Source organism: Serratia sp. TSO36 (assembly GCF_057808395.1).
In genome coordinates this window covers 112,218-125,481 of sequence record NZ_JBJZOU010000021.1, presented here as the reverse complement: position 1 = coordinate 125,481, position 13,264 = coordinate 112,218, and the positions used below count along the sequence as shown (strand labels likewise).

The 13,264-nt window shown below is 49.0% G+C and carries 8 protein-coding genes, 6 tRNA genes, 1 other RNA gene and 1 pseudogene; 4 read left to right on the top strand and 12 right to left on the bottom strand.

What is annotated here, in order from left to right:
• Positions 1-163: 163 nt before the first annotated feature.
• From ACK3CV_RS18140 to ACK3CV_RS18120, 5 genes are all read right to left on the bottom strand, one after another.
• Positions 164-287: non-coding RNA, RtT sRNA (locus ACK3CV_RS18140), on the bottom strand.
• Positions 288-362: 75 nt separating this feature from the next.
• Positions 363-438, bottom strand: a tRNA-Lys gene (locus tag ACK3CV_RS18135).
• 7 nt (positions 439-445) lie between these two features.
• A tRNA-Val gene (locus ACK3CV_RS18130) sits at positions 446-521 on the bottom strand.
• Positions 522-559: 38 nt separating this feature from the next.
• Positions 560-635: transfer RNA gene (locus tag ACK3CV_RS18125), tRNA-Val, on the bottom strand.
• Positions 636-663: 28 nt separating this feature from the next.
• Positions 664-739: transfer RNA gene (locus ACK3CV_RS18120), tRNA-Val, on the bottom strand.
• 294 nt (positions 740-1,033) lie between these two features.
• Here ACK3CV_RS18120 and gltX point away from each other — a divergent pair.
• Positions 1,034-2,449, top strand: coding sequence for a glutamate--tRNA ligase (gene gltX / locus ACK3CV_RS18115; RefSeq protein WP_015378659.1), 1,416 nt, complete (start codon positions 1,034-1,036; stop codon positions 2,447-2,449).
• Positions 2,450-2,515: 66 nt separating this feature from the next.
• Here the strand turns inward: gltX and ACK3CV_RS18110 are convergent.
• Positions 2,516-3,301: pseudogene (locus ACK3CV_RS18110) on the bottom strand (formate/nitrite transporter family protein).
• A 308-nt stretch (positions 3,302-3,609) separates the two neighbouring features.
• Between ACK3CV_RS18110 and ACK3CV_RS18105 the strand changes: the two are divergent.
• Positions 3,610-3,685 (top strand) — tRNA-Ala (locus ACK3CV_RS18105).
• A 60-nt stretch (positions 3,686-3,745) separates the two neighbouring features.
• Positions 3,746-3,821: transfer RNA gene (locus ACK3CV_RS18100), tRNA-Ala, on the top strand.
• A 125-nt stretch (positions 3,822-3,946) separates the two neighbouring features.
• Here the strand turns inward: ACK3CV_RS18100 and ACK3CV_RS18095 are convergent.
• From ACK3CV_RS18095 to ACK3CV_RS18075, 5 genes are all read right to left on the bottom strand, one after another.
• Entirely contained in the window at positions 3,947-4,921 is a 975-nt protein-coding gene (locus tag ACK3CV_RS18095) for a fimbrial protein (protein ID WP_049212450.1), read from the bottom strand.
• Positions 4,922-5,153: 232 nt separating this feature from the next.
• On the bottom strand, positions 5,154-6,278 hold the full coding sequence (locus tag ACK3CV_RS18090) for a fimbrial protein (protein WP_164039989.1): 1,125 nt from the start codon (positions 6,276-6,278) through the stop codon (positions 5,154-5,156).
• A gap of 223 nt (positions 6,279-6,501) precedes the next feature.
• Entirely contained in the window at positions 6,502-8,973 is a 2,472-nt protein-coding gene (locus ACK3CV_RS18085; protein WP_164141630.1) for a fimbria/pilus outer membrane usher protein, read from the bottom strand.
• Between the two features lie 22 nt (positions 8,974-8,995).
• A complete protein-coding gene (locus ACK3CV_RS18080) occupies positions 8,996-9,673 on the bottom strand; it encodes a fimbrial biogenesis chaperone (RefSeq protein WP_164141632.1) in 678 nt (225 codons plus the stop codon).
• A 65-nt stretch (positions 9,674-9,738) separates the two neighbouring features.
• A complete protein-coding gene (locus tag ACK3CV_RS18075) occupies positions 9,739-10,269 on the bottom strand; it encodes a fimbrial protein (protein ID WP_049212442.1) in 531 nt (176 codons plus the stop codon).
• Positions 10,270-10,739: 470 nt separating this feature from the next.
• On the opposite strand from ACK3CV_RS18075, the gene ACK3CV_RS18070 reads away from it, so the two are divergent.
• Positions 10,740-11,804, top strand: a complete 1,065-nt coding sequence (locus tag ACK3CV_RS18070) for an FAD-dependent oxidoreductase (RefSeq protein WP_033635429.1) — start codon at positions 10,740-10,742, stop codon at positions 11,802-11,804.
• 269 nt (positions 11,805-12,073) lie between these two features.
• On the opposite strand, the gene ACK3CV_RS18065 is transcribed toward ACK3CV_RS18070, so the two are convergent.
• Positions 12,074-13,261 carry a NupC/NupG family nucleoside CNT transporter gene (locus tag ACK3CV_RS18065; RefSeq protein WP_004936373.1) on the bottom strand — a complete coding sequence of 396 codons (1,188 nt, stop codon included), beginning with the start codon at positions 13,259-13,261 and terminating at the stop codon, positions 12,074-12,076.
• Positions 13,262-13,264 lie beyond the last annotated feature (3 nt).

Here is a 13,264-nt window from a genome sequence, read left to right as displayed (position 1 = left end):
TATCAATCCGGCGGCGGATTGGCTGCGTGGTGGATGCCCGCTAATTTACCATCCAAGCCGGCAAAATGATAACCATTCGTATCTCAGCGCGTGGTGAATGAAGAAGAAAGGGATATCGATCGGCAGAAACGAAAAAAGCGCCAAAAGGCGCTTTTCTCTGAATTGGTGGGTCGTGCAGGATTGATTCGGCCTTTGGCCTCACCCTGCGGGCAACGCTGCGCGTTGTCGTATCGCTGCGCGATGCTCGAACCGCTACGGTTCTTCATCCTTCACGACTCGGTAAACTATGCCTGCGAGAAGATGAAGTCAGAGTTGGGTGGCGCAGAAACGAAAAAAGCGCCAAAAGGCGCTTTTCTCTGAATTGGTGGGTCGTGCAGGATTCGAACCTGCGACCAATTGATTAAAAGTCAACTGCTCTACCAACTGAGCTAACGACCCGCAGAAGTGGTGGGTGATGACGGGCTCGAACCGCCGACCCCCTCCGTGTAAAGGAGATGCTCTACCAACTGAGCTAATCACCCACTTCAGGACTTCCAGGCACTGCTAAACGAGAGAATGATGGTGGGTGATGACGGGCTCGAACCGCCGACCCCCTCCGTGTAAAGGAGATGCTCTACCAACTGAGCTAATCACCCTCATTCGTTCTCATTTTTCTCAACAAGATGGTGGGCGATGACGGGCTCGAACCGCCGACCCCCTCCGTGTAAAGGAGATGCTCTACCAACTGAGCTAATCGCCCCGTCTTGTTGGAGTCGCATTATAGGGATAGTTCAAAGTGAGTCAACGGTTTTTAAAATGATTTCAATCGTTCGCCGCAAATTTAGGCAGGGCGCGATAATTATCGCCAACGGCGCCGATTCTTTGCGCAACGCTATGCGAAACTCGCCGCAAAACGCGCGAAATCGACCGGTGCAATATCGTGTCGGCGTTGAGGAATTAGCGCGTGGTGATACAATGTCGTCCACTCTTTTTTCAATTCCGAGCAATCGTCGGCAACCGCCGACACGCGTTGCGTAATAAGGCAGTGAACCCAATGAAAATCAAAACCCGTTTTGCACCGAGCCCGACCGGCTATCTTCACGTCGGCGGCGCGCGTACCGCACTTTATTCCTGGTTGTTCAGCCGCCATGCGGGCGGTGAGTTCGTTCTGCGTATCGAAGATACCGATCTGGAACGCTCTACCCAGGACGCGATCGACGCAATTATGGATGGCATGAACTGGTTGAACCTGGATTGGGATGAAGGCCCGTATTTCCAGACCAAGCGTTTCGATCGTTACAACGCGGTCATCGACGAGATGCTGGAGCAGGGCACTGCCTATAAATGTTATTGCTCCAAGGAACGTCTGGAAGCGCTGCGCGAGAAGCAGATGGAAAACGGCGAGAAGCCGCGCTACGACGGCCACTGCCGCGACAGCCAGTGCAGCCACACCGACGACGAGCCACACGTCGTGCGCTTCCGCAACCCGCAGGAAGGCTCGGTGATCTTCGATGATAAAATTCGCGGCCCGATCGAATTCAGCAATCAGGAGCTGGACGATCTGATCATCCGCCGTACCGATGGTTCGCCAACCTATAACTTCTGCGTCGTCGTCGATGACTGGGACATGGAAATCACTCATGTGATCCGCGGCGAAGACCACATCAACAACACCCCGCGCCAGATCAATATTCTCAAAGCGCTGGGCGCGCCGGTGCCGGAATACGCACACGTGTCGATGATCCTCGGCGACGACGGTAAAAAATTGTCCAAGCGTCACGGCGCCGTGGGCGTTATGCAGTACCGCGACGACGGCTATCTGCCGCAGGCGCTGCTGAACTACCTGGTGCGTCTGGGCTGGTCCCACGGCGATCAGGAGATCTTCTCCATCGATGAGATGAAAGAGTTCTTCACGCTGGAAGCGATCAACAAATCCGCCAGCGCGTTCAACACCGAAAAGCTGCAGTGGCTGAACCACCACTACATCAACCATATGCCGGCGGAAGAAGTGGCGGTGCATCTGGCGTGGCACGTTGAGCAACTGGGCCTTGAAACCCGCAACGGCCCGGAACTGAAAGACATCGTCAAGCTGCTGGGCGAGCGTTGCAAAACGCTGAAAGAGATGGCGGAGTCTTGCCGCTACTTCTATGAAGACTTCAGCGAGTTCGACGCAGACGCGGCCAAGAAGCACCTGCGCCCGGTGGCGCGTCAGCCGCTGGAAGCGGTGCGCGCCAAGCTGGCCGCCATCACCGTCTGGACGCCGGAAAACGTGCACGACGCCATTCAGGGCACGGCGGATGAGCTGGGTGTCGGCATGGGCAAAGTCGGTATGCCGCTGCGCGTTGCGGTGACCGGCGCCGGCCAGTCGCCGGGCATGGACGTGACCGTGCATGCGATCGGCCAGAAGCGTTCGCTGCAGCGCATCGACATGGCGCTGGCTTACATCGCCGAGCGCGAAGCGCAAGCCTGATTTGCTGATACGCCTTAAAGAAAAAGCCCCGTGGAGCGATCCCGGGGCTTTTTTCATGGCGGTGTGTCAGGCTTGCTCGCCGGTCGGCAAACCCGGGCGGTAGGCGAGGAAATACATCAGCCCGACAAAACCGGCGCCCCCCAGCGCGTTGCCGAGAAATACCGCGACGAAATTGGGCAGATACTGCTCCCAGCCCATGCCGCCGGCAAAGATGGCCGCCGGGATGATGAACATATTCGCCACCACGTGCTGGAAGCCGATGGCGACAAAAGCCATGACCGGGAACCACATGCCGATCACTTTGCCCGGCACATCCTTGCTGGCGAAGGCTAACCACACCGCCAGGCACACCAGCCAGTTGCAGCCGACGCCGGAAATGAAGGCGTGCAGGAAGTCCGCATCCACTTTGGCCTGCGCGATCGCCAGCGTCTTATGCAAGAACGCGCCTTCGGTCAGGCCCAGCAAATGGCCGAAGAAGTAGGCGACGGCCAGGCTGCCGGCCAGGTTGGCCAGGGTGACCCAAAACCAGTTGCGCAGCACGGCGATGGCGGGGATTTCGCGGGCAAACCAGGCCATCGGCAAGGTCATCATGTTGCCGGTCAGCAGTTCGCCGCCGGCCAGAATAGTCAGGATCAAACCGATAGGAAAGACCGCGGCACCCAACAGGGCGCCGAAAGAGCCCTATTCGGCCGGCAGGGTGCCGATGACGTGAATATCCAGCAGAAAGCCGGTGGCAATAAAGGCGCCGGCGAGAAAGCCCAGAATCAGCAGATTAGCGAGCGGGGCGCGGCTTTTGTTTACCCCGGCCTGAACGGCGAGGGCGGCGATTTCTTTTGGTGAATGCAAAGACATGACGGACTCGGTTTATAGTAATGAAGTTTATGGCGCGGGCAGTCTATGCCGCTCGGGAGTCCGACTCAAGCGCATTTCGTTAACATTCCATTAATTAAAAATCAATGTGATATGCAGGGTCTTTTGCCATTTTGAGATGTAGCGCGCAAAATGGATGAACTCTGCGCAAAGTGATGATTTTTTGGCGCCAAAGATGCTGATTTGGCGGCTTTTTCAACGCTTGATTCAGTAATTCAATTTAGCCGTTGACAGCTTTGAGCGGGTTTCATATTATGCGCCCCGTTCACAGCACAAAGTGATTGTGGAACGGGGCTATAGCTCAGCTGGGAGAGCGCTTGCATGGCATGCAAGAGGTCGACGGTTCGATCCCGTCTAGCTCCACCAACCTTCTTCTCAGAGAGGTTGGGGAATACCGTAACGCCGGTCAACGCGTACCACTTTTGTGGGGCTATAGCTCAGCTGGGAGAGCGCTTGCATGGCATGCAAGAGGTCGACGGTTCGATCCCGTCTAGCTCCACCACCATTTAAAAAGCCGACCTTAGGGTCGGCTTTTTGCTTTATGCGTGCGTCTAATGCTTGCCTGACGCTTGGAAAAATGACTCTGGCTTTCCGATAGCTCGGAGTTATGCCGCCAGCTCACCAAAACTAGCGATATGACACGGTGAATTGAGCCACGGCATTGACTTCTCCCGACGTAACTTTTTCTTCCGTTTGATAATATTGCACGCTGAGCGGGATTTCGTTCATCCCTACCAGCGTCTGGTTTAGCATGCCGGTTTTCGTCCCCAACTCAAAGGGAATGCCGTTACGCAGTATCTGCAGACCAACGCCGGTGGCCGCCTCTTTTGATGGGATAACGGCCAATACCTGACGATTGCCATTAACCATGTCACCGCGTATCTCCAGATCGACTTTAGTGTTGACATTGCACTCCATCGCGATGTTAAAAGGGGTATTTCCCGCCGTGGCCCCTATACCAGAGAGCGTCCGCCGGTTGATTTTTCCCAGGAAAACCTGTTTCGACGGCGTGCTGAGGCGGCAACCTTCCACTGCGATATTGACGGCAGGAAAATAGGTCTCACCCAGCCGTCTGGCGTTGGTTGCTCTCAAGCAGGTATAGTTAAAGGAGAAAGGGGAAAATGCAGACATGGCACCAGATTGTATGTCGCCGGTCTTGACCAGATAATATTTGAAGTTTCCGCCAAGAACATAGTTCACGGGTGTATTACGCGGCGCATAAATATCCCAAAGCCCCGGTTGGTCATTGAGCGACATGGCAATGCCGACCCCCTGCCAACCAGTCTGATAGACGGGAATACCGTGGTATTGTAATGCTGTCGCATTCAAGTGGGTATAGGCTTGCAACACCAGATCGCCGGGTTCGCCAAAGGAGAACTGTATGGCATTAGCCAACAGCCTGACGGAAAAGTAAGATTCCCCACGACCGATAAGATCGCCGACTTTAACGCCTGCCGGGACGGTAATGCCGGATTGCTCGATTTTTAGCGGATGATGCCATATCGCATAGCAATCGCCCTCACTTTGGGCTGAAAAGGAAAATAATAAGGCCAGGATGCCAGCGATCCTGGCTATAGCTGTTGTTTTAAATAGCGTTGACATATTCACTTTTCCTATTAGATATTGCTCGAACTGCACATAGTGTTATTTTTATCTATCAATTTTTTATATAAACGATGGGCGCTCATCCTTCGGCCATCATGTAGTTTTCTAGCGTTAGTTGTATGAATATTTTTGATATGACTGATATTGCATACTGAAGCACTGGGTGCACGGAACAGAGGCGTCGTTTATGTGCCAATGTGGCTTGGAGCCCCTCTTATTCCACAAAGGGCTATCGATATGAAACGGTGAATTGGGCGATGGCGCTCACGTCTCCCGGCGTTATGTTCGCCTCCGTTTGGTAAAATCTTGCCAGAAAAGAAAGCGAATTCTGTCCGAGCAGCGTTGTATCTAATACATTAATTTTGTTGCCTAAATCAAATGGAACGCCGTTGCGCAGAATCTGCAATCCGACGCCTTTGGCCGCTTCGTCAGTATGATTAATCGCCAATACCTGGCTGTTGCCACTCACCGTTTGCCCTCTGATTTCCAGGTCTACTTTGGCATCTGAGTTACATTCTAAAGTAATATCGAACGGCGTTTCGCCAGCGGTGCTTCCAATGCCGGAGAATTCTTTTCTATTCACTTCTCCCAAATGGACGTATTTGATTGGCGTGGTTAATCGGCAACCTTCCACTGAGACGTTGGTAGCGGGAAACTTTGGATGCCCGAGTCTAAATGCTCTGCCGGCAATCCGCAAGCATGCATAGTTCATCAGAAATGGCTCAAACTGCGGCATCACACCCGATTTAATATCTCCGATCTTTACGAGGTAGTATTTAAAATTAGCCGAAAGTATATAATAAGGCGGCGTTGGATTAGGCCCAGAAAACTCTGGAATGCCGGCATGATTATTTAATGACATTGCAATGCCAATGCCTTCCCAGGAGGTTTTATAGACAGGGATACCATTGTGTTTAAAACCGGTTGAGGTCAGGTAGGTGAACGGTTGCACCACAAAATGGCCGTATCCCAGAATCGCTTCGCCATTTGACAGTACTTTAACGGAAAAATTTAATTCGCCTTGCCCCAACACCGCCCCGTTTGGCGCATCTGCCGGAACAACGATCGGACTCTGGCTAATATATGGCGGTATATGATACATTGCCCGACAGTCTTCATCTCCGGCATAAGTCTTTGCTGAGTATAAAAACACCAGGGCAATTGAGATACTTCCGTTCAATATTAACGTTACTCTATTTAATAATTTTCTTCCTATCATTGTCTTTTCCCTTTCAACCGCTAATGAAGCGTTTTCCATGCAGTGATGAAGATAACAAAGGTTCGGCTGACATGGTGTCTCGATTGAGCTCTTGTGGGTCATTTTTTTTGTCTTGAATGGGATTGCAGGATTCATCGCAAAACCAGTCATTGTTTATATTTGATAATATTAACAGAGCAGATGCGAACACCAGTATGTAAATAATTACGATTGCTTTCATCATGTCGTTTCTCTACGCTGTGCTGTTTAATTGCAAACATGTCTTGGTTGCCTAATGTTTAGCTCATTGCCAGTTGGTCGACATTTAGCAGGAAAGATCCGGCATGTTATGCAATGTGCTTTTATCGATAATTCAATACTATTTACATACCATATTGAGCATTTTTATTTTTGATTCAGACTCTTTAGCTGTAATAGCATAACTGCCTTGGCAGCGTTGCTTCCCCTCCCAATGAACCAACACCGTTCCTGAGTCAGGCATGCCGCTCATATAAACGCTATTATTATTTCCTACGATCCCCGACGTTTTGTCTTCACCTTGCAGCGTAGCGACGGCGCCGAATGGGACTGCGTCGGTATTGTGTTGCAGCTTTAAGATAATTCTATTGCCGATGTTAGATTTAAAGTGGGCAGTTACAACAGCGCCTTTGCTCGGGATGACAATCTTGCTGTTCTTTGCTATTTCAACGTCATCGCCAAAGCTTTGCGGATTTAAGGCAATCCGATTCTTATGATAACTGCTGATGTAAGGTACTACCGCATAGCCACGAGAGTCAGTTTTGACGCCGACACTGTTAATCACTTCAATATTATGGGCATTGGGTACTTTAACTAAAGCCACAGTATCCCCCAGCGATTGCGATAATGTAATGCCGTCGCCATGGGCGATGGCGCCGCCGCGTAGGCTGTAATTAACCCGCTGCATATTTTGATCAAAGCTGTATCCGGCCCCGACTTCACCATACCCGCCGCGATAGTAAGCAGAGCCGTTGCCGGAGGGGCTGGATCTGGTGCTGCTTTGTGAGGCCGAGACGTTATAACTGAGCTGGTTATTTTCCAGAGCCGTTCCGCTTAGACCCAATTGCTGATTGAACTTGCCCTTGCTGTTCTTGCTGGCGGTATAGTTAGCCCAGCTGTTCGATTGCCATTTGTTCAGCGGGATCTGAACGTTAAGTGTGGCAATTTTGTCGGGTTTATCCGTATATGGGCCGCTATTGTAACTCAAAGCAAGATTGTAGCTAATGCCACGCTGACTGGTTGAAAACCCAAGCAGAAAATTCTTCTCAATGCTGCTGTTATGCCAGTAGTTCTGTTGATAACCGTTGAGGTAGAAACTACCGAAATCGCGAATGGGTTGGTTAATATTGAGTACCAGCTTGCTTCTTTTTATGTCACGCGCCAGCCACTTTTTCTCAAGGTTGGTATTCATCTCGCTAAATTCAGAAAAGTTTAAATAGCCCGATGTCGAGTATCGATATCCTGCAAGCGTGAAGTTCGTGCCCGTGGCTTCAAGGTTTTTTGCGTACTGGAGCCGATATTGTTGCCCCGAACGGGCAGTGCCCGTAATGAGCCGGCTTTTAGTATGGGTGACATCGGCTGAAAATGATCCGAGCTTTTTCAAGCTGCTGCCGATGCCGGAAGAGATTCCCTGGTGTTTTTCTGAGATGATTGCGCCCCCATAGAGCGTTTTATCGTCTCTAAGACCATAAATTAATGACTGCTGAAGAAATTTATATTTAGATTTATCGCGTTGCGCGGCACGGTACTCGCCTAGCGTTAATTCATTTTTTTTCATGCCTTCTCGCAGCATGATCGGCACTGCGGAAAAGGGTTGAAAGAAGCTGCGTTCTGATCCATCTGCCTCCTTGATGATTACTTGCAGCCCACCGCTGGAGGTGGTGGGGTAAATATCGGTTATTTCAAAACTTCCTGCGGGCACGTGAGTTTGATAAATGATGTAGCCATTTTGCTTCACAATGACTTCGGCATTGCTTTGCGCGACGCCTCGCACCGTGGGGGCAAAGCCCCGTTGGCTGTCAGGGATCATTGAGGGGTCGCTCGCGAGTTTCAGGCCGCGAAATTGAAAGCTGTCAAAGACGTCGCCAGAGGTTGAACTATCACCCACGGTCAAAGTGCTTTTGCTGTCTCTAAACCCTCGCTCAGCATAGGAATTGATGCTTTTCCATTTGGTGCTGTTTTGGCTTGAGTAGGTGGAGTAGTTTCTCAATCGCCAGGCACCGAAGTTTGCACCGCTGCGCAGGTTCAAATATTGATTATCACCCGTTTTTGCATTCCCATTTTGCCATGATTCGGTGCCGCTGAAGCTGTAATCCATCAGGAAGGCGTTTATGCCGTCATCCCAAAGCGTCGGGTTTACCCAGTCCCGCGGCTGGTTTTTAAGATAAGCCTGAGGAATATTTAAATCTAATCTTTGGCGATTGAAGTCAAACTTTGCATAGCTGCCCGGAATAATCTCATTGATGGGATGATCGGTTAGACTGTTTTCGCTCGTCGCTACCTTTAATGTGTCAAGTTGGATGCCGAAATTTTCAAGATCGTTTCGATGGATGCGAGGTTGCAAAGCACCGGCAACGTGAAAAAACTCCACTTTTTGATTAGCAAAAAAAGCGTTGTTTAGATAGATATCCACCCAATACTCACCAGGCAATTGATCGCTCGGATTGTTGAAATGGGACAAGTCAGCCACGTTTTGATAATTTCTGTTTAATGCAGAAGGCTCAAAGTAGTCCTCTGCCAGTGCAACCGGTGAGGATAAAAAACAGAAAAATAGCACCGACTTTTTGTTGTTGGCGATACTTGGCATAATCATCTTTGCATCCCTTTACATGTTGTTATAACGATGCTTTTATTTCCTGGGTTACGCCTCCATAGTCGTTAATGGCTTGCCATTTTATTTCAGAGCTGCGTATTCCGCTTGGTATGGCCCATTGTTTTTTACTTTTTGGTGCGACCATGTCGGCTTCCTTAAGCTCTTTTTCGCCAACAACGAGAGAATAAAATGAGACATAAAACGGCGTTGGATTACTCACAGTCAACATGTTTTTTTCTCGTGAGAATTTGATTTTTTTGTATGCGTCACTTGCCTCTTTTTTTGACAGGGCGCTGGGCCGGTAGATTATTTTTATTCTGTTTTGTACTGTGATAAGGAGTTTGTTTTCCTTGGTTCTTTTGGTTGAAGGTATCGATCTTACGCTAAGCCAATATACTTTTTCTTCATGCTGTGGCAAAACGCCGCCAGAATGGATGATTCTAATAATATTATCCTGCTCCGGCTCCAGCCTGAACAATGGCGGGGTAACAATGAATGGGACTTCACTGCTATCCTCGGCCCGAAAATTTTCTGCCCAGGTTTGGATGAGTACCGGTGAATTGCTGTCTTGATTGCTTACTGAAATATTCGATTCTTTTTTATTTTCCTCATAAATGACTCGCGTTCCTCCCAAGGTTACGCTGGCGACAGTATTAAAAGAAAATAATAGCAGAAAGTAAAAAATTCTTTTTTTAATCATCGTTATTCCCGTGGCTATTTTAATTATCTGGCCGGCGTTGTTACCGGCCAGATAAGAGGGCTTTATTAATTATATGAGATGCTGAATTGTGTCGTGGCATTTGCCGGGCCGACGGTAACCGTGCCGGATGTAGACATATATTTTGCGACATAAGTAAAGACGTTCCTGATGTCTTTTTGCACGCTTTGCGCATTAGAGAATGACGCCACTGGTATTTGCGTTGTGCCATCGGCCTCATAGAGCGCAACGCCGATGCCTGTAGCGGCGTTAGTCTCTTTATTGAGCGACAACAGAGTTGTGTTGCCATCTGCGTAAATACCATCGAACTTGATAGACGCTTTTTTGACCGTGTCCGGACAACTGACTAAGGCGATATTGAATTTTGTCGGTAGCGCTGTATCGCCAATGCTTCTAAACGCTTTGGCGCTGACATTGCCCATTGGGATTGTCTGGTTGGCACTGCCCGCCTCAACCGTGCAGGTTTGGTCGGTCACCGTGCCGGTAAAGTTTATAGTACCGTCTGCGGCGTATGATGTAGATGATATGACTAGCGAGGCTCCTGCTAGCAGCATAGTTCTCTGGATGCGTAATTTCATATTCTCTATCCTTTTATAACTGTATGTAAATCATAGTTTTTTAAATCAATCCCTATGGTTCTTGAATACGCGATAAAACTCCCTTTTTCAGGTGATTGATGCTTAAAAGTGTGTGTTAGTTTGAATTTGAAAACTGCAATTATCACTTTTACTGGTTTTTAATGCTGTCAGATGATTTTTCTCCGGCCGCTATTTGTTAACGAAATTTAGTCTATATGGAAAAAAGTTATTCAGTGGTAAAGATCATAAAAAGTGCTATTTTCAGAGTTAAATTCTATATTTGTAGTTTTTTATGCTATTTGTTTGAGTGTGTATCCTGAATTTAAGCAATCCTAATAGTTTGATCCTCTGATTAATCTTGTGATTGTTAATGTGCTAATTAATGTTGGTGATGGGTATGTGTTGACATTGATATTGTTTTCTTGATGAAACTGTTGTCATTGTTTCACCATCGTTGGATGAGGTTATCCATGAAAAAAAATAAAAATATCGCAATTGTTGGTGGTGGCGGGGTAACGGCGGTGATGACGGCCTTGGCCTGTGCGAGGAAAGGGATCTCCGTTGATTTTTTTCTCGATGAGATGGATTACGATGAGTTCAAGACCTCTTTGGGTAGCCATTGTCTATGGCGAAGCGTTCATGAAGATAATCTGCGCCTGAGTCGATTTGCGGCCCAGTCTCAATGGATATGGGAAAAATTTATTCTGGCCTCTAGCGGTGAGTTTGGCCGAAAAGAAAGAATGGTACGCGTGGTTGAGCGTGCGGAACTCAACCAACTGATAAAATTGTATGAGCTGTATAATTTACCCTATGAAGTGAAAAATTGTGGTGATGATGAATCAATTGTATTGCCACCTTTCCTTGATTGTAAGAATAAATTTGTCTTCGTGAGTTATGATTCTATTTTACTTAACGTTGCTGAAATATTTTCATATTTTAGTGATGAATTGGCGTTTTTCACGAGTGTGAATGTTTTCAGAAATAAAAATATTGGTGGATTAGGTAGTATTGAAGGCGGTGTGATTTTTGTTGACGAAAAGAAACATCTGTATGATATCGTGGTTAAGTTTACAAATGATTTTAAAATCAATGAGATGACTTCATTCGAGGCCGTAGATGTCGAGGCTAAAACGATTTTTAAAGACTTTTATCTTTCAGACGCCATCGGCCATTTAACACAGCCCATATGGATTTCTGAAAATGAGTTTAATATATCGCTCGTACCCTCTGTCGATGGACGTGTTATCAGGGTTGGCATGGATGTTCACTTCCCCCAATCGGCAGAGGTATTGGTGCGGAATTTAAACATTGATGCTTATTTATCAAGAAGTAAAATCGACGTAATGTCCAGTTCGATATTTTCAATTGGCTCATATGGCGTTTCTTCGGAAGATACCAAGTCGGTGATTCCATGTTGGACAGTCAGTGATGACAATAAAAAGATAGTCGTCGTTGAAAGTGTGGACTCCTACTACAATGCCTCACCTGCTGTTGCGGAGGAGATCACAACGCTGTTAACGCTGATTATTAACTGATTGTTTGTTCCATGGCGCTTGCGCAGTTAAATGCCGCGCCCTATGGCGTGTCAAAGGCGTTCTGTTATAAGGACAAAAATCGACCTGTTCTGACTACGCAGATTGTTGTCACAGCCATTCCATTTTATGCAGAAGCATTATTATTGGGGGAAGTTTAACCGAGCGGCGAATGCTTATTTTCTGTCAGCATGCGCCAGTGCAGACGGCCAGGATACAGGCATAAAAAAGGCGCCCGCAGGCGCCTTTGTATGTTTGTGGCAACGCTGAACTTAGCCCAGCACCAGGCCTGCGATCGAAGCGGACAGGATGCTGACCAGCGTAGAGCCGTACACCAGCTTCAGGCCAAAGCGCGACACCACGTTGCCCTGATGTTCGTTCAGGCCCTTGATCGCACCGGCCACGATGCCGATGGAGGAGAAGTTGGCGAAGGACACCAGGAACACCGACAGGATCCCCAGGCTGCGCGGCGACAGTTCGGCAGACACTTTCTGCAGCTCCATCATTGCCACGAACTCGTTGGAAACCAGCTTGGTGGCCATGATGCTGCCAACCTGCAGGGCTTCATGCTTAGGAATGCCCATGATCCAGGCGAACGGATAGAAGAAGTAGCCGAGGATTTCCTGGAAGCTCAGGCCGAAGATGGCGCTGAACACTCCGTTGAGCGCGGCGATCAGGGCGATGAAGCCGATCAGCATCGCGGCAACGATAATCGCTACTTTGAAGCCGGCCAGGATATATTCACCCAGCATTTCGAAGAAGCTCTGGCCTTCGTGCAGGTTGCCGAGGTGCAGCTCTTCTTCTTTATTGGTGTCGTACGGGTTGACCAGCGACAGCACGATAAAGGTGCTGAACATGTTCAATACCAGCGCCGCCACCACGAACTTGGCGTCCAGCATGGTCATGTAGGCGCCGACGATGGACATGGACACCGTAGACATCGCGGTCGCCGCCATGGTGTACATGCGCTTTTCCGACATCTTGCCCAGGATATCCTTATAGGCGATGAAGTTTTCGGATTGGCCGAGGATCAGCGAGCTGACGGCGTTGAACGACTCCAGCTTGCCCATGCCGTTCACTTTCGACAGCACGGTACCGATAATGCGGATGATGAACGGCAGCACCTTGATGTACTGCAGAATACCGATCAGCGCCGAAATGAAGACGATCGGGCACAGCACCTTCAGGAAGAAGAACGCCAGGCCTTTGTCGCCCATGCCGCCGAACACGAAATCAGTCCCTTGTCCCGCAAACCCGAGCAGTTTGTCAAAAAGCGCGGCGAATCCTTTTACGAAGCCCAAACCCGCTTCCGAATGCAGGAAAAAGTAGGCCAGCAGTACTTCGATAACCAGTAATTGAATAACATAGCGAATGCGGATGCTTTTACGATCGCGGCACACCAACAGGGCCAGGATCGCCACCACCACTATCGCCAACGCAAAGTGCGCAATATGGGACATGTT

Excerpts from the sequence above, each read along its gene's own strand:
- ACK3CV_RS18080 (WP_164141632.1), bottom strand. The coding sequence starts at position 9,673 with ATGATTAAAAAAAGAATTTTTTACTTTCTGCTATTATTTTCTTTTAAT.
- gltX (WP_015378659.1), top strand. The coding sequence starts at position 1,034 with ATGAAAATCAAAACCCGTTTTGCACCGAGCCCGACCGGCTATCTTCAC.
- ACK3CV_RS18065 (WP_004936373.1), bottom strand. The coding sequence starts at position 13,261 with ATGTCCCATATTGCGCACTTTGCGTTGGCGATAGTGGTGGTGGCGATC.
- ACK3CV_RS18075 (WP_049212442.1), bottom strand. The coding sequence starts at position 10,269 with ATGAAATTACGCATCCAGAGAACTATGCTGCTAGCAGGAGCCTCGCTA.
- ACK3CV_RS18085 (WP_164141630.1), bottom strand. The coding sequence starts at position 8,973 with ATGATTATGCCAAGTATCGCCAACAACAAAAAGTCGGTGCTATTTTTC.
- ACK3CV_RS18070 (WP_033635429.1), top strand. The coding sequence starts at position 10,740 with ATGAAAAAAAATAAAAATATCGCAATTGTTGGTGGTGGCGGGGTAACG.
- ACK3CV_RS18090 (WP_164039989.1), bottom strand. The coding sequence starts at position 6,278 with ATGAATCCTGCAATCCCATTCAAGACAAAAAAAATGACCCACAAGAGC.
- ACK3CV_RS18095 (WP_049212450.1), bottom strand. The coding sequence starts at position 4,921 with ATGTCAACGCTATTTAAAACAACAGCTATAGCCAGGATCGCTGGCATC.